Source organism: Micromonospora sp. MA102 (genome assembly GCF_025460765.1).
Lineage (GTDB): Bacteria > Actinomycetota > Actinomycetes > Mycobacteriales > Micromonosporaceae > Micromonospora > Micromonospora halotolerans.
In genome coordinates this window covers 187848-208653 of the sequence record NZ_JAMWEG010000011.1, presented here as the reverse complement: position 1 = coordinate 208653, position 20806 = coordinate 187848, and the positions used below count along the sequence as shown (strand labels likewise).

Sequence of the window (20806 nt, the reverse complement as noted above, 5' to 3'; positions counted from 1 at the left end):
CTGCTCTCCTCGAACCGATAGGGACGGCGAGGTGGGCAGTGCTACTACGAGCTGGGCAGTCCCCTCTTGAGCCACGCCTCGTCACGGTGCCCGGCGAAACGCAGTCCAGATGAGAGCCACACCCAAAAGCTGAGTGAGCAGCCGCGATTGAGAGCGTCCCGCCAGACACCTGGATCGAGTCTGGCCAGACACCGATCCTGCGTGAAGTCTCTTAGTAGCCGCGATCAGCGCGCTGAGGTCGCAGATCAGTTGCGTCCTCCTCGCGTCGTTGCACTCGTAGCTATGAGCCCAGACGACGAGCCGATGTGACAGGGCGAGGTGCTCGAACGGCTGCTGCCCCTCGCCGTAGCTTCAGGATCTCCGGGCCACGCCCTGGTCCTCATCGCCGGCAGGCGTCGGTCCGCACATGCGTCCCGCACCACGGAGGCAGCTCGACGGACCACACGCGCCAGCCACCGTCGTCCTTGCGCAACTTCCATCGCCACGGATGGTCTAGGCCTGCGAGAATGCGCGGGCCATCCCACCACACCGCGCGTATCTGCTGTGCCACCGTCGTCCGGTCGTCGCCCTGGTGCTCGATGGCCATCGGCCCACGCTCTCAAGCTTCGATGGTGGGCGGGTTGAGCTGGTTATCTCGGCGCGGTAGTCGCGTCACTGCTGGCGCAGCTGATCGTGGCGGGGCCCGGCCAGCACCCGCGACAGGCCCAGCTCCTCACCGGCGCTGAGCTTCAAAAGCCAGCCGGTCCCGGGATCCTGGACCCTCAGCCGGCGCGGCCAGAGTTCGGCGCCGATGTCGATCGGTGCAGGCGAGTTCACGTTGGACTACGCCAGCCTGCCATACGATCGGACGCCGGCCACCACATCGCCTGGCGGCTGGCGCACCTCATCGACGTGTGCGGGCCACCGACCGCACCCCACTTCGATGCCTCGCTTGCTGGTCACCGGGCCGTCGCCTATCCGGGCGCCGCGGAGGCGGCACTGCGCCAGCTCGACGACGGGCACGATGCGTGGATCCGCGATGTCCGCCACCTCGCCATGGCCGGATTAGCTCAGCCGCAGGGAGCCATCGCACCGCCGGAGTACGCGGATGCACCGATGGCGAAGCTCGTCCTGCACGTACACCGCGAGGTCATTCACCAGGGCGCCGACATATCCCTGCTGCGGGATCTCTGTCTATGGAAAGGCAGCCGAGGTCACCTATGACGTCCCGGTAGTCGTTCCGATCTGGTGCACGCTCATGCCGCGACTCGCGCGCTATCCAATGTCACGCCGAGCCGGCCCGGTTGCCGTCCGGACGTGCCGATGTGCGGATGCGGAGGTCGGGCCTGGCCGGGGTCAGTCACAGCAGGCCGCGCTCGCGTAGCCGGGCGAGCCGGTCCGGCGGCAGGCAGTCGGCCAGGTTCCGCTCCAGGTCGACCAGCTCAAGGTCGACCGGGTACACCACGAAGTCGTCGGCGACTGGCAGCGTGTCCGACCAGTCGCGCAGGTTGAGCCGAGCCGCCACCGCACACAACAGTCGCCGGCCCATCTCGGATCCGGCGGCGGCATCGAGGTCGCCGGCGTCGAGCAGGGCGAGCTCCTGTCGTACCAGCCGCACCGATCCTGCGTCGTCGAGGTCGACGTCGGTACTGGCCTCGAAGTCGGCCGGCGACCATGCTGCCTGGGCGTCGATCGCCGCCAGGGCGGCGCGCTCGTCCTCAGTGGCCCCGTAAACCTCGAAGGACAGCGCGTCCGATCCGTAGTAGCTCAGCGCGACACAGGCGGCGGGACCGTCGACCGTCAGGCGCGCTACGGCGTCCGGGATCAGCGTGAGGAACGCGTCCTCGATGGTCCGGCACGCCGCTTCGAGGTCGAATCCGGCCGGCGGCCGCTCATAGCGCACCTCGGACCGACCACCCATGACCTCGACGACGCGGACCAGGCCGCGGTCGTCGTGCTCCGCCGTCAGCACCGACGGCGCCCGGCCGTCGTGTTCGATCTCGACGCGGCTGATCCGCCCATCGGTGTATGCGTACGACTCTCGCCCCGAGCCGCCGCGCGCGACCGTGTCGGCCGAGCGCATCAACCCGTCCACGAAGCGGTACTCGTGCAGGTAGATGGGCCCGTCCGTATCGAAGTGCGCCGCCTCGACCACGTCGCCGTTGTGGCCGACGAACGTCTCGTAGTACAGGCGGCCGTGAAGAAAGCCGCTGTACTCCTCGATCACCACCGCGCGGCCCTCGGCGTCGAACCCGATGCGCAGAACATCCCGATCCACCGGCGGTCTGGCGTCCAACCGGCGGCCAGCCTTGAGCAGGTCCCGTTCGAAGTGCAACGGACGAAGATCAAGGCCCGGCCAGGTGTACCAGTCCCAGCGCCCGACGAGCGCGGTCGCCGCTGTCTTCCGGGAGTCGTACTCGCCAGCGAGCCGGGCGAACCGCGCAGCAAGATCGGACATGTTCGGGATGCTACTGGTCGCCTCGCCGGACTGGCCGCCGCGCACGTCCGGATCTGCCGCTGTCGCGCGTGCACCCCGAGTTCAGTGCGTCCCCGATCGACGCCGAGATCTAAGCTCGGGCCATGGGTGCAGTACTCCGTCAAAGTGGCCTGATACTCGAGGTTCCCGAATCGGAAGCGGCAGTGCGACGCCACCGTGACGTGCTGGACGCCAGCGCCCGGCTAGGGGTCCCGGCCCACGTCACTGTGCTGTTCCCGTTCGTGCCTCCAGCTCAGATCGACCTGGTGGTCGTAGCTGAGCTTCGGCGGCTCTTCGCCAACGCCGCGGCGTTCGACTTTCGACTGACCCGCACCGCATGGTTTGGCGACGAGGTTCTGTGGCTCGCGCCGGAGGATCCCCAGCCCTTCCGGATCCTCACAGAGCTCGTGCACACAGCCTTCCCGGATTTCCCGCCGTTCGAGGGGCAGTTTGACGACGTCGTGCCTCACCTGACAGTGGCTCATGGCTGCGACTTGAAGGACATGCAAGCTGCAGAACAGGCCCTCCAACAGCATCTGCCCATCGTGGGACGTGCCCGGAAGATGACGCTCATCGCTCAGGCCGATGACAGCGGCACTTGGATCAGGCAGGCCACGTTTCCGTTGGCTGAGCCGGACAGGAGTTGAACACGTCCTCTCTTGCCGCGATCAGCGCGCTACGTAGCGTCACCGGCATCGGCCCAGTTGGCACCCGGATCTGCCGGTGAGCGTGCTGTGGCCGGTGATGCGTGAGCGTGCGGATCTACGGGTGTGCCGTGTTCGCCGTTGGCGTGACGGATGGGGTGGCGGCCAGCAGGCGACGTCGGGCACGGTTAACCGGTGGATGCCGCAATTGTTCTTGTGCACAGCCCGTCGGTGGGTCCTCTGACGTGGGCGCCTGTGGCGACGAGGCTGAAGGCCTCGGGTGCGGTTACCGTGGTGCCTTCGCTGCTCGGCGTGGCGGATGCGGGACCGCCGTTCTGGCCGTCCGTCGCAGAGACCGTCGGCAGATCCACCGGCGAGTTGCCGCTGGACATCCCGGTCGTCCTGGTCGCGCACAGCAACGCCGGGCTCTTTGTCCCGGTCATCGTCGAGGCTGCCCGGCGTCCGGTGGCCGGCTGTTTGTTCGTCGACGCGGCGTTGCCCGCTCGCAGCGGGCCGACGGCGGTGGCACCGCCTGAGCTGCTGGATTTTCTGCGACCCAAAGCGACCGGTGGCAGGCTGCCGCAGTGGACGGCGTGGTGGGACGAGTCCGATGTCGCGCCGATGTTTCCGGATCCGCAGACCCGGCGTGTTGTCTCGGCCGAGCAGCCGCGCCTGCCGTTGAGCTACTACGAGGAGAAGGTTCCCGTTCCGGACGGCTGGGACAACGCGGCATGTGGGTATCTGCTGTTCGGTCCGCCGTACGAACAAGCCGCGCAGGACGCCCGGGAACGCGGCTGGGACTTCGACCATGTTCCAGGGCTTCACCTGCATCAACTCGTGGATCCGGACACGGTGACCGCTCGCATCATCGCCATGGCCGATGGATGGTGCTCGCCAGCCGGCTGACCACGCACGCTCATGCCGCTGACCGCGCGTCGTCCGCGCCCGCCGTGGTGCGCTGTCATAGCCGATGTGCGGATGTCGGGTCCTCGGACGTCCGAAGGCGCCAGAGGCGCCTCGGATCCGCGTCCGTACCATCGACCCGTGGCCGGAATGCGTATCAGGCAGGCTCCCGCCGAAGTCCTGGCCAGTCTCGCGGAACTCCAAGTGGCGGCAGGTCAGGTGTTCCGGGACGTAGGGATGCCAGAAGTCGCCCAGAACAACGTGGACATGGCCGATCTAGAGGCCAGGCAGGCGGCGGGCCAGGTGTGGATCGGCGAGTACGACGGGCGTATCGCCGGCTTTGTCACCGCGTCGGTCGTTGACGGATACGCGCACATCGAACAGGTGTCGTGTGTGCCTGATCTGGCAGGTCAGGGGATCGGACGGCGCTTGATGGAACACGTCGAGGTCATCGGCAGACACCGAGGCACGTCGGCCACGACTCTGACCACTTTCCGAGACGTCCCGTGGAACGCCCCTTACTACCGTCGTCTCGGCTACCGTGAGCTGTCCCTGCACGAGGTCGGGCCTGAGCTGCAGGACATCCTGAGCGCCGAAGCAGCCTATCCAGGCATCGATGCCACCAAGCGCTGCGCGATGATCAAGCCGAACCGCCGAGGTCCTGATCTGCCGCGGATCAGGCGTTGACAGCTCGCCGAGCGGGGCACCTCCGACTCTGCCGAGAACAGTGCGTGTGATCCTCGCGAGGTCGAGGCTTGGTCGCGCGCGTCGATAGCCTGGTACTGCAACGGCGATCGGGCGGTCAGCCGGCGTAGCGGGGCTCGCTGATCCGGCGGCGGAATTCGGCGTGGGCGGTTTGGAAGACTTCATTGAGTCGATCGAGCTCCCCCTGGGTCGGTTCTCGCCGCAGCCCGACTTCGATCTTGAAGTCGCCGTCCACGATCGCCACGTCGAGGCGGTCGAGCAGGTCCGCGGGGAGCCTGGTAATGACGAACTCGCGGAACGCGTCGGCGATCGTGCCCGCCATGTCGCCGCACCCGCAGGTGCGGCCATCCAGGACCGCACCGAGGTGGCTGCGGCCGATGATCGCGTCGGGGTGTACGGGATCCATGACGGCCAGGCCCTCCTCCAGGACCGCGCGGGCCTCCGACAGCCGTTCCTCATGCTGGAGGAACAGGCCGAGGGCGATGCAGGCCCGCCCGACCGTGTCATGGTCGGTGCCGCGGCGCGCCTGGTTCACCGCCTCGGTCAGCCGTTGCTCCGCCAGGCCCGCCTGGCCGGCCTCCTTCAGCGCGAGACCCCAGTTGCGCAGCACCTGACTCCGCAGCTCCGGACGACCGATGCGCTCGGCCCTCACGTCCGCCGACGCGTACGTGCGCAGCGCCGCCTCGGCATCGCCAGCTTCGTCCTGAGCCATCGCCAAGCCGAGCGCTGCCATCAACGCCTCCTCCTGACGGCCCTGGCGGTCGTAGGAAGCGAGCACGCGCTCGATCGCTTCGATCCGCCCCGCCTGGTCACCGAGGTCACGGCCGAGGTTCGCCAGCGCGGACAAGGCGTTGAGCGTCGCCTGGTGGTCAACGCCGAGCCGCTCCTCCAAGGCGGCGACCAGGGCGGTGAGCAGGGGCTTGGATGCCGGGTCGTCGTGATCCAGCATCTGGGTGACGACTCGCCCGACCTCCTCGACGACCTCGTCCGGCAGTTGCTGCAGGCCCACGAAGAGCGGCTCGCGGGTGCCACCGGCGTGCACAATCGCTGCTCGCAGCGCCAGCGCGGAGGCCACCCGCTCGTGCCCGTTGCGCCACAGGTTGGCGACCACCTCCTCGACGACCTGCCGGGCGCCTGCCACGTCGCCACGCTGCCGCAGCAGGTCCGCCAGCGGTTCGAGACCGAACGCGTACCCGGGATGCTCGCGACCGTAGAAGTCGAGCCGCTCCTGAACGCCCTGGCGCAACTCGGCCTCGGCGTCGTCGAGTCGTCCGGCCATGCGCAGCGCCAAGCCCAGATTGAGTCGGTAGGTCAACTGGTCCTTGCGGGACTCGTGATCGCGTGGCATCGCGGAGGCGGCGCGGCGATAGCACTCGACCGCGCGGTCGAGTTGATCGGCGTTGAGCAGCACATTGCCGAGGTCGCACTGGGCCGAGGCCCATTCCGGGCTGCCGTGACCGTGTCTGTCCGCGGCCGCCTGCAGCTCGCGCGTCATCAGGTTCTCGGCATCGCCGATACGGCCCTCCCGCAACAGCGCGAAGGCCACCTCGACCGGAGTGAGGGATGTCGTCACGAACCGCAAGTTTAGGGCCCGCGTACTGACGTTCGCGCACCCCCCGGCGCGGAGGCTGTCCGGGGCGAGCGGTGATGATCACGCATCATCCTGCCCGCCCACTCTGCCTTTCGCCTGCCATCGATCGGGGTGAGCAGAGAGACTACTCTCGGCCCGGGCGGCGCCCATGGGAGCCGTGAAGGTAGGCGTGGCGTGGCCGGCGGGGTGGCGGCCCGCTCCCAGGCAGGGGCGGATCGACGGCGGATGTGGCGCGAGACGGGGCCGTACTCCCGACCTCGGTACGATCGCGCGATCCAGTCTGTGGATCAAGCGAAGCGCCGGAGGGGCCCACATGCAACTGCGCCTGAAGTACGCACCCGTCCCGGAGAACGCAGCCCGCTTCGCGGGCGACATCGCAGCGGCGGCGGCCCAGGTCAGCGGCGTGCAGCTGGACTACACGCCGGACAGCCTGGCGCGCGTGGATACCATCTTCGACGGCTTCCGTGCCGACGGACTCACCGGCGAGCAGCTTGCCGAAACCCTCTTCGGCTTCGGTTGCTACGTCGGCGAAGTGCTGACCCGCCACGCCGGGGGGCGATGGCGCGCAACGGCGGAAGATGAACGAGCCATCGTCGGGTGGCCGCTATTGGTCGAGCTCGGCGAGCATCGCTGGTGCAACCCAATCGGCAAGGCGTTCAAGCGCCTTGAGAATGGTCCGGAGGACAGCCTTCGGTACTTCTACACGGTGTTCGCTTCTGGCGGCCACCGATAAGGGAGACCCGGGTCGGTGCGAAGGCGGGCCCGATGGCCAGTTCGAGGCGCGCCCGGGTGAGGTCGGCCCGGCGGCATCCGGCCAGTGCCCCTGAGGCGGCGACAGCGAGGAGGATGGCCACGGGGATGGTGCGGGTGGGGTCCTGTCAGCCACCGGTGATGTCGCAGCGACGCGGTTTAGGGGCGCGACGGCTGATGTCACGAGCGCTGGTAGCCTGCGCGTCTTCCGCGAGAGGTGGAGTCTGCCCGGTGCTCAGGATGGTGCTGCGTCGGTTACGACCTGGGGATCAATGGTGGTGATCGTTGAGCGGTGATTCACCATGCGACCGCCCCGTCGGCGGCCAGGCCCGGGACAGCGCGGATGATGTCGGGTGGGACATCGCGGCCGCTGGTGTATTGCTGTAGTCGGCGATTACCGTCAACTTGGCCTGCCACTCGCGAAGCACCTCGGTACGCGGTTCGTCGGCCACTGCCGACCGGCGATCCCGAGTAGGGCGGCGGTGAGCGGCGAAACTTCCTCATCCTCCGCACGCCGGTCGTCTGGGTCAACCTGCTGCGGCGCGGATACCGAGACCGACCAGGAGCGCGCCGGTCAGCCGGTCGAGCGCCCGGCGCACCCGGAGGGTACGAAGCAGCCGGGCCGCCGCGCCCGAGACAACGGTCCAGCCAGCGAGCCAGCAGGTGTGTAGCGTCGCGTGCGCCGAGGCCAGCACCAGCATCGGAATCAGCACCGAGCGGTGTGAGTCGAGGAACTGCGGGGCGAGGGTCAGATACACGGCGGCAGCCTTGGGATTGAGCACATTGCCGAGCAGCCCTTGGGCGTACGGGTGGTGCCCGCGCCACGGCAGCCGCCGAGGCCGGCGGGTGGCCAGGTCGTCCAGTGTGGCCGAGTCGGTCGGGTGCCGGCGACGGGTCGCCGACCAGAGCAGCCACAGACCGAGCCCGACCAGATAGCCGGCGCCGACCAGCTTCACGATCCAGAACGCCTGTGACGAGCGCAGCACCAGCGCGGCGAGGCCGACGGCTGCGAGAGTCGCGTGCACGTGGATCCCGGTGACCGTACCCAGGATCACCCACCAACCCTGCCGCCGCCCGCCCGCGGCGACCCGTGATACGACCAGGGTCAGGCTGGTCCCCGGCGTCATGGTGATCGGCGCGAGGGCGACCAGAAAGCCGAGCACGGAGATCCCCTGCATCCTCAGACCACCACCCGGTAGTGGGTGCTCAGCAGCCCCGCATCGTCGTATACGTGGAACGCCACCCCTGGCGGCTGTCGCAAGTCGACCAGCGGCCCGTCACCCTCCCAGGGCAGCCGGAGCGTAGAGACGACGCCGGGCGCGATCCGCAGTGGCCGACCGGCGAAGGTGCTCGCGGCGGCGGTGTGAAAGTGTCCGGTCAGTACCGCGACGACCTGCGGATGGGCGGCCAGCAGCTCGGCCAGCGGCTCGGCGGGAAACAGCCGCATCGAATCGATGACGGGGTGGTGCAGTTCGACCGGCGGGTGGTGGAAGGAGATGAAGGCCGGTGTCCCGGCCGGCACCGAGCCGAGTTGATCGGCGAGCCAGTCCATGGTCTCCGCGTCGAGGTGACCGTCGTCCTCGCCCGGAATCGACGAGTCCGCGAGCAGGAAGACCGCGCCGGCGACGTCGTACCGGGTGTTGATCGGGCCGCTGCCGCCGCTCTCGTCGCCGAGTAGGCCCTTGCGGTACGCGTCGCGGACATCGTGGTTGCCGGGGCAGACCATGACCGGCAGTGGGGACGCGAAAAGCTTCGCGGCGGTCCGGTACTCGGCCACCTCGCCGTGGTCGGCGATGTCCCCGCTGATCAGGATCGCGTCAACCGGTCGTGGTAGGGCGTGCAGGTAGTCCATCACCCGGGCGGTCCGTTCGGCCGAGCGGGGATGGCTGTCGAGGTGCGTGTCACTGAGGTGTGCGATGACGAGCAAGACGTCCCCTAATGGTTATCTCCGCCTCAAGCATTAGGCAGGCTACACTCGATCAAGCCGGGCAAGTTAAGCAGGTACCAGAGGAGCCCCGATGTCACAGCAGCTCGCGCTCGCCCTGGCCAGCACCATCCGGCACGACGGCAACGGAGGCGTCGCCGATGACCTCGCCGACGTCGCCGGACTGACGACCTGGCTCCGGGAGCACGCCGATCCGCTGCGGGAGTACGCCGGCGAGCCCGGGCCGTACGCCAGCACGCCCGACGAGCAACTCCGCCTCGACGTGGTCGCGCTGCGACGCGCCGTGCGTACCCTGTTCGCGCATGCGGTCCGCCCCGGGCCACCGAGCCGGGCCGACTCCTCAACACTGCTTCCCGTGCCGGACGCCGTCGATCAACTCAACCAGGCCGCCGGCCGGCTGCCGGTCCGTCCCGTGCTGAACTGGCCGGACGAGTCCACACCAACGGTTGCCTGGCGCTGTGCGCCGGCCGACGCCCGACTGCGGCTCACGGCGGGGCTGGCCCGGGCCGCGATCGAGTTTCTCGCCAACCCGGCCCGTGCCCAACTGCTCGCCTGCCCGGCGCCACGCTGCGTGCGTTATTTCGTCAAGGAACATCCGCGCCAGGCGTGGTGCAAGCCGTCCTGCGGCAACCGCGCCCGCGTGTCCCGGCACTACCAGCGCCACGCGGCGAACCCGTCAGACGACCCCAGCCGACCCACCTCTGCGAGAAGCGGTCCGACCTGGTGATCAGGCCCGTGTTAAGTAACGGTGCGACGGTTTAGGCCAGTGGAGCTGCCCCTCTTACGACCCTGGGGATCAGGAGCTATGTATTGATGCGACGCGGCGTGTCGGCTTGATCGTCAGAGTTGCGGGCCGCACGGTCTGCTGATTGTGTCGATCAAGAAGGCTCGTGCGGCCCTGTCCCATTCTGTGTTCACCGGCGTTGCCCGCAACCTTCTGGACCGTCTGGTCGCCGAACTGGCCGATCCGTTCCACGCCGCCCGGGAAGGACGGCTGTATCGCCGCCGGGGCGGACGAGACCGCCGCCGCTGGCCCGGTGCCGGGCATCCCGAAACGCTGACCCTGTGGGAACGGTTCCAGGCCGAATATCTCCCCGTTCGCCCTCCGCGCTGGCGCTTCGTCAGCAGATCGCCCGCCCGTTCCCGTTCCATCGGAATGCCGAGGATGTCGCCGTAGCACGTCACGGTGGTCGCCCGATCCGAGTGAGGCAGGGTCACCCGCCGTTATAGGAGGCTGTCAGCAGGCACACCGAAGTGAACCTGGGCGCGAACGATGTCAGAGTTCCGTAACTGGCGGTTCGACCGGATCCGGTGGGGAGGAGATTCAGTTGGAGTACCAGGACTTCATCAATGCAGTGGCCACGCGGGCAAGGGTGTCCACCGATCAGGCGGCGACAGTCACCCGCGCGACGTTGCAGGCATTGGCAGATCGGATCAGCGCCGGCCAGGCTGAGGACCTTGCCTATCAGCTTCCCGACGGGCTTGACGACTGCCTGCGCAAACCGCTGAGACAGGACCAGGTCAAGGCGTCGCTCGGGTTCGAAGATTTCGTGCAGCGGGTGGCGGATCGCCCGGACGTCGACCGTGCGCTCGCCGATGCCGGGGTCGGCGCGGTGCTCACCACGCTCCGTGAGGCTGTCACCCGCGACGAGTTCGAGAACGCGGTGGCCCAGCTTCCGAAGGAGTTCCGGCAGGCGATCGAACCGGTGGGTGCCGGTGGCGGGCGGCGTCTCGGCTCGTAGCACGCACAGTCGAGGCAGGAGCAGGGGTGCCGACCGGCCGGTTGCCTGGTGAGGCAGCCGGCCGGCCGGCGCGTCGGCCCGTCGCGCCGCGAGCGCTGGGAACGGGCCGACGATGGGTCCGGACTGCCGCGGTCAGCCGGCCACGGACTGGTTGTAGTCCTTGATCGGCCCCGCGCCTGCTGCTGCTCCAGTGCCGCCTGCGGGTCGGTGCCGCTGAGCACCGGCGCCTGCATGGCCTGCTCGGCGGCCTTGCGGGCCTGCGGCATGGCGCCCAGCAAGCAGCCCTGGGTGGCCTTGCTCAGCGGGGTGGTCTGCAGCTGGGTGATGGCGTTCTGGAACTGCGGCCGTTGGGCCACCCACTGCTTGTCCGCGTCGGTGTCCAGGGTGCCCTTGCTTGTCGGGAAGTACCCGGTCGTGGTGTGCCAGGTCGCCTGCGAGTCCTTGTTGGACAGGAACACTACGAACTCCCACGCGGCGCGCTTGGGGCGTCGTCCATTTCCTTGCCGACCACCCACAGGGAGGCGCTGCCGATGATCGGGCCGCCGGTGTCGGTGGCGTTGATCCTCGGGTAGTTGCTGGTGCCGATCTCGAACCTACCCTCGGTGCTCTTCGTGCCGACGCTCCCGCCGGCGATCCTGCCAGCCAATGACGGGGATGCGCACGCGGCTATCCGGATATCTCGACGGCGGTCAGGTCAGTCGCTCGTCTCCGAAGAACACCCGGACCGCGGTCAGCACCTCCTGCGCGTCGTTGGCCATGGCCGTACGCGCCTGGACGAGCAGCACCTCGGGTTCGGCCTGCCGCTGCCGGTCGAGGTGGGCCAGCAACTGGTCAACGTCCGGCACTTGCCGCTCGCCGGTCAGCGCGCGGGCTGGTGGCCGGAGGTCCATGAGGTGGCAGAGCAGTCGCAGCGGCCGGTGCCCGTACACCCGGGTGCCGCTGGGCAGCGCGGGCAGGCCGTAGGTGAGCAGCCGCGTCACGGCGCCGTCGAGCAGCGGAGTCGCCCAGTGGGCGTTGTCGAACAGGCTGTTCGAGGTCGCCTGCGGCAGGCCGAGACCGGCCACCACCTGGTTGACCTGGTCTGCCGCGGCCCCGGCGACGACGAACACGTGGGGCGAGATGCGACTGCGGCGGAAGACCTGCGACCACACACGGCCCTGCTCCGAAGATGTCACCGGTGCGTTATGCGAGGCGCTCACGTGAGGGTCCCTCCTGGTCGTTGCGCTGACGAGCCACGTCGAGCAGCCGGCTGAGGACTGTGCGGGTCCGGCCGGTCGCGGTGGCGAGGGCACCGAGCGGGTCGGCGTGCCGGCGGCCGGCCAGGTCCTCGTAGACCGCGAGCAGGTCGGCCTCGAACCCGTCCGCGGTCGCACCGCGGGCCTGGGCCAGCTCGGCGAGCCGGCCCTCGATGTAGCGGCCCACCATCACCTGGTACGCACCGACGCTCGGCAATGGCATGGAACTCCGCCACCATGTCGTCGACCTGCCGGCCCATCCGGTGCAGGACCGCCGACGTGATGCCGTGCCGACGTACCTCGGGGGCTGCCTCGTCGGAGATGCGGATGACGACCTCGTCCGGTCCGTTGATCTCGTCCGATCCGGTGTCGCTGTACCAGCGGGCCGTGACGACAAACCCGTCGTCCCGCCGGGACAGCTCGAGGGACCGGTCGGGCACGGCGTGAAGGGGATTCTTCTTCTGGGACATGCATTCCTGTCTTTCCGGCGGCCTCGTGGGCGCCTGTTTCCGGGCCACGGTGGCGGCTGCCTGTCACACCTGTTGTTCCGCCCGGTTCAGGGCGTCGGGGTGGCGGCGCTCAGGACGCTGCCGAAGAACACCATGACGGTGAAGAGGATCATCGGGCCGACGAACACGTAGCCCAGGACGAGGCCGGCGACCGCCATGCCGTGCCCCGACCGCATGCCGTCGCGGGTTTCTCGCAGGGCCAGGTGGCCGAGGATGACCGCGAGAACGCAGGGCAGGCCGAACAGGCACCAGCCGCCGAGCACGCCGAGAATCCCGAGCACCAGCGACGCCGTCGCCATGCCCGAGGTCAAGACGGGCTGGACGGTGAGCCGCTGCACGCCCGGCGGGTAGCCGCCACCCTGGTAGGGCATGGCCGGGAGCGGCGCGTACGCGCCGGTGGGCGCGGACACCGGGGGATACGGCCCCACGACGGCGGGAAGCGGCGGCTGCGGCCGGGTGGGGTCGAGGCCGGGCTGCGGGTAGGTCATTCTTGAGGTTCCGTTCTTCGGTCGAGTTGGGTGAGCAGGGCGCTCACCTCGGTGTGCAGGCGACGCAGCTCGGCGGCCGTCGGCGCCAGCTCGTAGCAGTGGTGGTGCGCGGCGGCCGACAAGGCCGCCCACGCGAAGGCGACCCGCCGGGCCACTGCAGGGCCGGGCCCGAACCGGCCGCGCAGCATCAGCTGCTTCGCCCGGCCCTGCCGGCAGGCGGCCACCACGGGGCGGGTCCGCCGCCAGTAGGCGTCGATGCCGCCTTCGAGGGCGAGCCGGATCAGGCAGGCGCACGCCCGCGGCCACCACCCGGCCGTCACCGCGGCCGCGCCGAGCGGGCCCGTGCCGCGCAGCATCTGGTCGGCCGCCGCCAGGCAGCGCCGGGGCGTCGGCGCGGTCACGACCGGACCTCCGCGCCGTCGCGTGGCGCGGGCACGGCAGCGGCGTGGGTCCGCAGTGCCTCCGCGAGGTGGCGGACGTCCGCAACCAGGACGGGCAGGTCGAACAGGTACGCCCCGTGCACGCCCTCCTTGCACGCCTTGTACGCGCCCACCGCCCGCGACCCGTGCCGGCGACTCAGGTACCCGAGCACGTCGCCGCCCCGGTTGGCGTCGTCGAACAGCGCCAGCGCGACGGTGGTGGTCAGCCTGCGGGACGCGGCCACGACGGCCCGTTCGATGTCGTCGTGCGGCACACCCCGGGCTACCCGCCGGCGCCACACGATCCGGTGGCAGGCCGCCTCGATCGCCGAGCGGCACAGCTCCGCCACCACCGGCCCGCGCACCTCGGACGCGATCTCCTCGGTGCGGGCCAGCGCGTGCGCGTCGTCGAGGTAGCGGGTGACCGGGTCGGAGCCGGGCCGCAGGGTCACCACCGACCGCTCCGCGCGGGTCACCTCCACGATGCGGGACCGACCGAGGTCGAGGCGGGCGAGGGCGTCGGGCAGCCGGGTGTCGTGGGTGAAGACCACCACCTGCCGCTGCTCGGCCAGTTCGGCGAGCACCCGGGCCAGCCCGTCGACCTTGGCCGGGTCCATGCTCTGCACCGGGTCGTCGACCACGATGAACCGGAACGGGCTCTCCGGCGCGCAGCCGCGCGGCAGGAACGTCGCCAACCCGAGGGCGTGCATCTCGCCCTGGCTCATCACCCCGAGGGCGGTGCCGTTGTCCGCGCCGTCCACGCTGACCGGGATCACCACCCGCCGCCGGGTGTTCATGCCCGCCAGGGTCATCGCGCCCAGCTCGACGTTGCTCTCCTGGCGCAGCTGCGCCCAGATCCGCTGCGAGTGCTCGGCGAACGGCGCCACCCGCTGGTTGCGCAGTTCCGCCCCGGTCTCCTTCAGCCACGCCCGCGCCGCCTTCAACCGTGCGAGGGCGCGCTCCTGCTCCGGCAGCGTTGCGGCCGACGCGACCCAGGCCCGCAGCTCGCCGGCCACCGCCTGCCAGCCGGTGTCGCGCTGGCGGAGCAGACCCTTCGCGTACGCCTGGGCGGCCTCCGCGGCCGCGAGCAGCGCCGGGTACTGGGCGGTCAGGTGGTCGGCCAGTTCCTCCGGGCCGCCCGGCGCGAGCCGCAGCGCCGTCACCGCCGCGTGGAGGTCGTGGACCGGCACCCCGTCGGCGGTGCCGGACGGCACGTCCAGGTCGTCGATCAGGTAGTGCGCCCGCTGCAGCAGCGCGGTCAGCCGGGAAGCGGCGGCCTGGGCTGCGAGGGTCCGGTCGCGCAGCTCCGCCAGGGACGCGGTCGCACTCGTCCGCCAGTCGCCGTCGAGGCGGCCCGTCGCGCAGACCGGACACGCCCCGTCACCCTGGTCGTCGTGGTGCTCGATTGCCAGCCGGAGCAGCTCGGCGCTGCGCAGCGACGCCCGCGACCGGCCACCGTCGTGCCGGCGCGCCTCGGCGGAGGCATCCCGCAGCTGTGCGGCCAGCCGGGTCACTTCGTCGGCGTCGGGCAGCTGCATCGCCACCAGCCGCCGGCAGAGCAGCACCGCCTCGTCGGCGGTCGGCTCCTCCGGCTCGTCGAGAATCGCCGTCAGCGCTGCCAGGTCGGCCGTGCCCCGGGCGTGCAGCAGCGCGGCGGCCCGCCGGGCCCGGTCGTCGTCGATCCCGGCGAGGGTGTCGATCAGGGTGGCGCGCTGTCCGCGTACCTCCCTGATGGTGGTGTCGACGGGGCGCGCGGCGGCCATCAGGCGGCGGTCGGCGTCGGTGATCGCCTCCAGGCCGAGGATCGCGGAGATGGCGTCGAAGAGCTGGCTCTGCGTGCCGGCGGTGAGCCGGCCCAGCTCGGCGGCGGTGAGGAACGGCCGGTACAGCTCCAACGGCCGGGCCAACCCCAGCTCGGCGAGGTCCTGGTGCGTGCCGCGTGCGCTGGTGACTGCGACGTCGGCGTCGCCCAGCTCCGCTTCCGACGGCCAGGAGCGGACCACCCGGGTGGGCGTGGCCACCCCGTCGACGCGCAGCTCGACGGCGATCCGGCACGGGTCGCCAGCGTGCAGGTTGCGCCACCCGGTACGCCACACGCTGTTGCGATCCGCCCACCGCGCGCTGTCCCCAGTCAGGGCCAGCTCCACCGCCTCGGCGAAGCTGGACTTGCCGGAGCCGTTACGGCCCACCACCACGGTCAGCCCCGGACCGGGCTCGATGGCGAGGGTGCGCTCAGGGCCGACGCCGCGGAACCCGGCGACGGTGACCGACGAGAGCCAGATCCGCTCACGCGGTGCGTCCGCCGCCGCACGCTGCGGCTCCAGCGTGGTCGGCGCGCCGGCGAGCGCCGCGGCCAGGTCGGCCTCGCCGCTCAGCGCGGCCAGGACCACCTCGGCGGTGTCATCGGGTACGCGGTCGGTGGCGAGCCGGTCGAAGATCAGCTCGACCAGGGGTTCGGTGTGGTTCATCAGGCGACCTCCCGGGAGGGCATCGAAGCTGGATGGTTCCGGCTCGAGCCGGTTCGCTGGCGGTGGTGGTGCGACGACGGTGTGCAGTTGCCGTCTGTGAAGTGATCGGCGGTCAGGCCGGCAGTGCAACAGGACAGTCGGGGGCGGCCGGTCGCGTGAGCAGGCCGGCGATGGCCTGTCGATCACCGTTACGACCCGCCAGGCCGACGGTCGGCGCGGCAGCCGGCACTCCGACCGGCTGGTGCGGGCGGAGTCCCGGACCGGCCCAGCGGGCTCGTACAGAGGCCATCGTCTTCTCCTCCAGGCGCGTGGTGTCCGCGGGCCGATGACTCGTCGACCCGCCCGATGGGGTGGTGGGAAGTTGCTTCGCTGTGGCGCTCTGTCGGCAATGGATCAGCCGGCGGGCCCGGTGGATCGACCGGCGGGCCGGGTCAGTGGGGGAGGGCCGCGTGCCAGTCGTGCAGGAAGGCGTCGACCAGGGCGTGTGCCCGTGGGCGTACGTCGAAGGTCTCCTCGACCCGGCGGCGGGCCATGTGCGACAGGCCGTCGGCGGCCTCGTTGAGGGCGTGCCCGCTGTGCCCCTTCACATGCTGGAAGGACAGGCCCGGCCGGTGACTCACCATCTCGGCGAGCCGGACCAGCGTCGGCCGGTCGGCCCACCGGCGCTGGCGCAGGCTGTAGCCGGCCGGCATGCTGGTCACGTCGCCGGCCTGCCACCGGCGCAGCCAGCGCAGCGCCACCATGCTGTCGACCAGCACCGTCGTCCCCGCCGGCGCCTCCTCGTACGCCGAGAGCAGGAAGTCCACCGCCCGCAGCTCGTTGATCAGCACCCGCGACGCCCCGGTCGGGTCGAGCCGGCCGGTGCCCCGGCCGCGCAGGCCGTAGTGACCGTCGCTGACCACGTACGCGATGCCGCCGGCGCGGCCCTTCCAGCTGGCGTCGGTCGCGGCGACGACCGGCGCGGACGCCGCCGCCCAGCGCCCGACCCGGCCGCGACCACGCTCCTGGTCTGGCTGCGGCCGGCAAGTCGTGCCGTGCGCGGCGGCGAGCCGCTCGGCGGTGTCCAGGAGTTCGCCGGCCGAGTCGAGCTCGTCGCAGTTCGCCGCCGTGAGCGCGAGGGTGACCGCGTCGCCGATCCGCTGGCAGTCCGCGCAGGCGGTGCGGTGGACGTAGCGGCGCAGGGGGAGGGCGCGGGCGTGCAGGGGAGTGGGAAGCAGGTCCAGGGCGCGGAGGAACTCATCGGGACGCACGACGCCTCCTGACGTCTCGTAGCCAGCGAAGGGGTGGGCGGTACCGGCCGTGACGGCTGTCACGACGTCGCCGCGGCGGTACTCGGTGAAGCTGATGTCGTGGACGGGTCAGGCGGGCGTGATCGTCCAGTAGCCGTCGGCGGTGATCTGGACGAGCGCCGGCGCGGACAGCGGGCGGGTGCCGGAGTACGCACCGATCTCGTTGACCAGCAGGCCACCCTCGCCGGTGTCGAGCGAGTAGGCGTGGACGGCGAAATTGGAACTGCCCTTTCGATGGGTGATCTTGACGGCGCTGGCGGTGCCGCCCAGCACCAGCACGTCGTCACCCTTGCCGGACGCCTTCCCGCTCGGGAAGGCGGTGGCCAGTTGGTTGACGGTCCCGATCGTCAGCGTCCATGACCCGGTCGCCTCGATCTCGAACTGCGTGGTCAGCGAACCGTCTTCCAGGTTGATCCACCGCTTGCCGCTGTACGAGCCGATCTCGTTGACGAGCAGGCCGTCGCCGTCGCTCTTCAGCACGGTGTTGCTCGTGCACTTGCAGGTGAACTTCACGACGGACAGTTCCGTCAGTTCGCGGATCTTCACCACGTCGTCGCCGCGTCCCTTGATCACCTTCGGCTTGGGAGTGGGCGGCGCCGTGGTGGGCGCCGGCTCCGTCGTGGCCGGCGCGGCAGACGTCGGGGCGGCGGTCGTCGGTGCTGCGGTCGTCGGCGCCGCCGTGGTCGGTGCCGCGCTGCTCGGGCTGGCCGAGGTGGCGGCGATGGACGTCGGCTTGGCATCGTCGTCGCTGCCAAGCGCGTTGATCACGGTGGCGCCACAGCACAGGGCGATGACGAGCGCAGCGCCACCGATCACCAGGGCGCGGGCGGTGGAGGGCTTGGCGGGAGCGGTCGGGCTGGCGAGCGGGGGAGTGGCGGCACCCGTCGGCGTGGGCGCGGGCCCCGGCGGTACCGCATCCTGGTTGGCCGGCTCGTGCGGCAAGGGCTGGGTCGGGTCGGACATGACGGTCTCCTCTGTGAACAGTGGCGGGGGACAGGAGATGGGCGGGGCGGGCGGTGGCGCCCGCCCCGGGTTGAGCGGTGGATCAGGTGAGGGAGACGGTCACGCCGCCGGAGAACGGCGAGTCGTGCAGCTCGAGCTTGGCGAGCTTGACCTTCTTCGGGATGTCGAAGACGACCACGCCGGTGACCTGGTTGCCGGGATTGATGTCGTTGAGGAAGGTCTCGGCGTTCTTGTTGGCGTAGATGGCGGCCCCGCCGTCGGCGGAGTACTCGGTGCCGTTGGCGGCGTACGCCTTCTGGCTGCTGCCGTCGAACATCTGCGACTCCTTGCCGATGTTCTTGACGTTGAGCGTGACCAGGCAGAACTGGCCCTGGGCCTTGGCACCGATCAGGTCGGTGCCGATCTTGGCAACGCCGCACTTGGACGATTTGACCGTGAACTCGAACTTGCCGTCCCGAGCCGGCTGGCCGATCTTCGCGACCTTGGCGGGCTTGTCGTCGCCCTTGGCGTCCCCGGCGTCGGCCTTGCTGCTGGTGGCGTCGTCGGTGGAGCCGGCGCCGCAGCCCAGGGCGACGAGACCGGTGGCGAGCAGAGCGAGAGTGGTGGCCTTGCGCATCGTTTTCCTCCTGCTGTGAACGTGGCGGCGTCAATGAGAGCATCATCTGTGAACGCTGTCAACAGACATGATGCTTGACAGGTGTGACACACTCCGAACGTGCAGGAGACACCGACCATCACCGCAGCGGAGATCGCCCGGCTCGCCGGTGTCGGTCGGGCCGCAGTCAGCAACTGGCGCAAACGGCACGCCGACTTCCCCGCCCCGGTGAGCGGCACCGCGGCCAGCCCCGAGTTCGACCTGGGGCAGGTCGAACAGTGGCTTCACGCCCAGGGAAAACTCCCCGAGCTGGCCAGCGCCGACCGGCTGTGGCGCCACCTCGCCGCCGCCAGTCAGTCACCCGCCGCCGGCCTGGCCGCCGTCGGCGCCCTGCTGCTCGCCCGGCAACGCGGTCAACGACCCGGCCGATCAGCTGATCCGCAGCTCAAGCCACTGCTGCCCGACATCGACGCGCTCGCCGACGAACTCAGACCGCAGGGTGCCTTCGACGCGCTGTGGCAACGGTTCTCCGCCCCCGGACCCGGCCGCCCCTTCGCCACCCCGGACGACCTGGCCGACCTGATGGCCGGGCTCGCCGGCGTCGGTGGCGGCTCCGTCCTCGACCCGGCCGCCGGCTCCGGCGCCACGCTCCGCGCCGCCGTCCGCGCCGGCTGCACCTCGGCATACGGCCAAGAGCTCGACGAGGACCTCGCCCGGCTCGCCGGACTGTGGCTGGCCCTGCGCGACGTGGCAGGGGAGGTCGCCACGGGCGACTCGCTGCGCGCCGACGCCTTCGCCGGCCGCACCTTCGACGCCGTCGTCTGCCACCCGCCGTTCGGGACCAGCAACTGGGGAGACGAGGAACTCGGCCACGACCCCCGTTGGATCGTCGGCACCACGCCGCGTACCGAACCGGAGCTGGCCTGGGCCCAGCACGCCCTCGCCCACCTACGCGCTGGCGGCCACGCGGTCCTGCTGATGCCTCCCACTGTCGCCAGCCGACGCCCCGGCCGCCGCATCCGCGCCGAGTTGCTGCGCCGCGGTGCCCTGCGCGCCGTCATCGCGCTCCCTCCGGGGGTGGCCGCGCCGCACGGCGTACCCCTGCACCTGTGGGTAATGCGGCGGCCCGCGTCCGACGCGCCGCCACCGGCGCGGACGCTGCTGGTGGACGCCGCCGCCGGCGACGCTACCGAGACCTACGCGCGGATCCTCGCCGTCTGGCGGACCTTCACCGCCGCGCCGGACGCCGACGCCGAGGAAGCCGGCTTCGCCCGGGCGGTCCCGGTCATCGAGCTGCTCGACGAGGAGGTCGACCTCACTCCGGCGCGCCGCCAACCCGCCGTCGGGGGCGAGGCGACGGGCGAACATCTGGTACGCACCCGAGAGCGCCTCGCTGCCATCGTCGGCGACCTGCCAGGGCTGATGCCCCAGGTGACGCCAGCGCCCGAAGGCGCGGACGGGGAGTTCCTGTCGGTGGGGGAGCTCGCCCGCGCCGGTGCACTGCAGCTGATCGGCCCGATTCGTGCCTCGTCATCCGACGGCGGTGAGCCGTCAGTGGGCGGGCCCTCGGTGTTGACCGTGCAGGACGTGCTGAGCGGCGAAGGCCCCTCCGGTCGGGACGACGGGCGGCTCGGCCAGGAGATCCCGCTTGCGGCCGGGGACGTGGTGGTGCCGATGATCGCGCGGCAGCTCACCGCCCGAGTGGTGACGACCGAGGGGGCGCTGCTGGGGCGGAACCTCTACCTGCTGCGGCCCAATCCGGCGGCGCTGGACTCGTGGTTTCTCGCCGGGCAGCTGCGGACGTCGGCGAACGAGAAGCAGGCGTCGAGCCTGTCGGGGACGCTGCGGTTCGACATCCGCCGGGCGCAGGTGCGGCGGCTGCCGCTGGAGGAGCAGTGGGCGCATGGTGAGGCGTTCCAGCGGCTGGAGGCGTTCGAGTCAGCAATCCGACAGGCGGCGTCGCTTGGCGCCGACCTGGTTCGACTCACCGCCGACGGCCTCGCGCGCGGGGCGCTTCGCCCTGATCGGCGACCATCTCGCCGACGGCCGGCCAGGTAAGGACTACAGGACTCCTCCCTGCTGACGGATCGGACGGAGATCCGCCC

22 protein-coding genes and 1 pseudogene are annotated in these 20806 nt (G+C 70.7%); 8 read left to right on the top strand and 15 right to left on the bottom strand.

Going from position 1 to position 20806, the window contains the following annotated elements:
- Window positions 1-379 precede the first annotated feature (379 nt).
- The 3 genes from NFX44_RS22470 to NFX44_RS22460 all read right to left on the bottom strand — a co-directional run bounded on the left by NFX44_RS22470 (window position 380) and on the right by NFX44_RS22460 (window position 2437).
- Window positions 380-586: a hypothetical protein gene (locus NFX44_RS22470; RefSeq protein WP_262285548.1), complete on the bottom strand. Its 207-nt coding sequence runs from the start codon at window positions 584-586 to the stop codon at window positions 380-382.
- A 65-nt stretch (window positions 587-651) separates the two neighbouring features.
- Complete coding sequence (locus NFX44_RS22465; protein ID WP_262285547.1) at window positions 652-816, bottom strand: hypothetical protein; 165 nt, start codon at window positions 814-816, stop codon at window positions 652-654.
- A 523-nt stretch (window positions 817-1339) separates the two neighbouring features.
- Entirely contained in the window at window positions 1340-2437 is a 1098-nt protein-coding gene (locus tag NFX44_RS22460) for a hypothetical protein (RefSeq protein WP_262285546.1), read from the bottom strand.
- 122 nt (window positions 2438-2559) lie between these two features.
- Here NFX44_RS22460 and NFX44_RS22455 point away from each other — a divergent pair, with 122 nt between their 5' ends.
- The 3 genes from NFX44_RS22455 (at window position 2560) to NFX44_RS22445 (ending at window position 4689) form a co-directional block, all read left to right on the top strand.
- Window positions 2560-3102, top strand: a complete 543-nt coding sequence (locus tag NFX44_RS22455; protein WP_262285545.1) for a 2'-5' RNA ligase family protein — start codon at window positions 2560-2562, stop codon at window positions 3100-3102.
- A 252-nt stretch (window positions 3103-3354) separates the two neighbouring features.
- Window positions 3355-4005, top strand: coding sequence for an alpha/beta hydrolase (locus NFX44_RS22450; protein ID WP_262285544.1), 651 nt, complete (start codon window positions 3355-3357; stop codon window positions 4003-4005).
- Between the two features lie 147 nt (window positions 4006-4152).
- Window positions 4153-4689, top strand: coding sequence for a GNAT family N-acetyltransferase (locus NFX44_RS22445; protein WP_262285556.1), 537 nt, complete (start codon window positions 4153-4155; stop codon window positions 4687-4689).
- A gap of 115 nt (window positions 4690-4804) precedes the next feature.
- On the opposite strand, the gene NFX44_RS22440 is transcribed toward NFX44_RS22445, so the two are convergent.
- Window positions 4805-6280 carry a tetratricopeptide repeat protein gene (locus NFX44_RS22440; protein ID WP_262285543.1) on the bottom strand — a complete coding sequence of 492 codons (1476 nt, stop codon included), beginning with the start codon at window positions 6278-6280 and terminating at the stop codon, window positions 4805-4807.
- A 331-nt stretch (window positions 6281-6611) separates the two neighbouring features.
- On the opposite strand from NFX44_RS22440, the gene NFX44_RS22435 reads away from it, so the two are divergent.
- Window positions 6612-7031 carry a DUF6278 family protein gene (locus NFX44_RS22435; protein ID WP_262285542.1) on the top strand — a complete coding sequence of 140 codons (420 nt, stop codon included), beginning with the start codon at window positions 6612-6614 and terminating at the stop codon, window positions 7029-7031.
- Window positions 7032-7575: 544 nt separating this feature from the next.
- Here the strand turns inward: NFX44_RS22435 and NFX44_RS22430 are convergent.
- Window positions 7576-8226 (bottom strand): LysE family translocator, encoded by a 651-nt coding sequence (locus tag NFX44_RS22430; protein ID WP_262285541.1) that lies wholly within the window; start codon window positions 8224-8226, stop codon window positions 7576-7578.
- 2 nt (window positions 8227-8228) lie between these two features.
- Window positions 8229-8975 carry a metallophosphoesterase gene (locus tag NFX44_RS22425; RefSeq protein ID WP_262285540.1) on the bottom strand — a complete coding sequence of 249 codons (747 nt, stop codon included), beginning with the start codon at window positions 8973-8975 and terminating at the stop codon, window positions 8229-8231.
- A 91-nt stretch (window positions 8976-9066) separates the two neighbouring features.
- Between NFX44_RS22425 and NFX44_RS22420 the strand changes: the two genes are divergently transcribed.
- The 3 genes from NFX44_RS22420 to NFX44_RS22410 all read left to right on the top strand — a co-directional run bounded on the left by NFX44_RS22420 (window position 9067) and on the right by NFX44_RS22410 (window position 10735).
- Window positions 9067-9720, top strand: coding sequence for an ABATE domain-containing protein (locus tag NFX44_RS22420; RefSeq protein ID WP_262285539.1), 654 nt, complete (start codon window positions 9067-9069; stop codon window positions 9718-9720).
- 144 nt (window positions 9721-9864) lie between these two features.
- Complete coding sequence (locus tag NFX44_RS22415; protein WP_262285538.1) at window positions 9865-10170, top strand: hypothetical protein; 306 nt, start codon at window positions 9865-9867, stop codon at window positions 10168-10170.
- Window positions 10171-10321: 151 nt separating this feature from the next.
- A complete protein-coding gene (locus tag NFX44_RS22410) occupies window positions 10322-10735 on the top strand; it encodes a DUF2267 domain-containing protein (protein ID WP_262285537.1) in 414 nt (137 codons plus the stop codon).
- 359 nt (window positions 10736-11094) lie between these two features.
- Here NFX44_RS22410 and NFX44_RS33375 read toward each other — a convergent pair.
- The 9 genes and pseudogenes from NFX44_RS33375 to NFX44_RS22370 all read right to left on the bottom strand — a co-directional run.
- Window positions 11095-11250, bottom strand: a pseudogene (locus tag NFX44_RS33375) (extracellular solute-binding protein); the annotation flags it as partial.
- 174 nt (window positions 11251-11424) lie between these two features.
- Window positions 11425-11886 (bottom strand): hypothetical protein, encoded by a 462-nt coding sequence (locus NFX44_RS22405; RefSeq protein WP_262285536.1) that lies wholly within the window; start codon window positions 11884-11886, stop codon window positions 11425-11427.
- A 31-nt stretch (window positions 11887-11917) separates the two neighbouring features.
- Window positions 11918-12193 (bottom strand): hypothetical protein, encoded by a 276-nt coding sequence (locus NFX44_RS22400; protein WP_262285535.1) that lies wholly within the window; start codon window positions 12191-12193, stop codon window positions 11918-11920.
- A 333-nt stretch (window positions 12194-12526) separates the two neighbouring features.
- On the bottom strand, window positions 12527-12967 hold the full coding sequence (locus NFX44_RS22395) for a DUF4190 domain-containing protein (protein WP_262285534.1): 441 nt from the start codon (window positions 12965-12967) through the stop codon (window positions 12527-12529).
- Window positions 12964-13368: a hypothetical protein gene (locus NFX44_RS22390; protein ID WP_262285533.1), complete on the bottom strand. Its 405-nt coding sequence runs from the start codon at window positions 13366-13368 to the stop codon at window positions 12964-12966. Before NFX44_RS22390 ends, NFX44_RS22395 begins: the two co-directional genes overlap by 4 nt.
- Window positions 13365-15854, bottom strand: a complete 2490-nt coding sequence (locus NFX44_RS22385; RefSeq protein WP_262285532.1) for an AAA family ATPase — start codon at window positions 15852-15854, stop codon at window positions 13365-13367. The genes NFX44_RS22390 and NFX44_RS22385 overlap by 4 nt, the downstream gene beginning before the upstream one ends.
- A gap of 431 nt (window positions 15855-16285) precedes the next feature.
- Complete coding sequence (locus NFX44_RS22380; RefSeq protein ID WP_262285531.1) at window positions 16286-17104, bottom strand: ribonuclease HI; 819 nt, start codon at window positions 17102-17104, stop codon at window positions 16286-16288.
- Window positions 17105-17212: 108 nt separating this feature from the next.
- Window positions 17213-18106, bottom strand: coding sequence for a hypothetical protein (locus NFX44_RS22375; RefSeq protein WP_262285530.1), 894 nt, complete (start codon window positions 18104-18106; stop codon window positions 17213-17215).
- Between the two features lie 82 nt (window positions 18107-18188).
- Complete coding sequence (locus NFX44_RS22370; RefSeq protein ID WP_262285529.1) at window positions 18189-18722, bottom strand: DUF4352 domain-containing protein; 534 nt, start codon at window positions 18720-18722, stop codon at window positions 18189-18191.
- Between the two features lie 99 nt (window positions 18723-18821).
- Between NFX44_RS22370 and NFX44_RS22365 the strand changes: the two genes are divergently transcribed.
- A complete protein-coding gene (locus NFX44_RS22365) occupies window positions 18822-20759 on the top strand; it encodes an N-6 DNA methylase (RefSeq protein ID WP_262285528.1) in 1938 nt (645 codons plus the stop codon).
- Window positions 20760-20806: the final 47 nt, after the last annotated feature.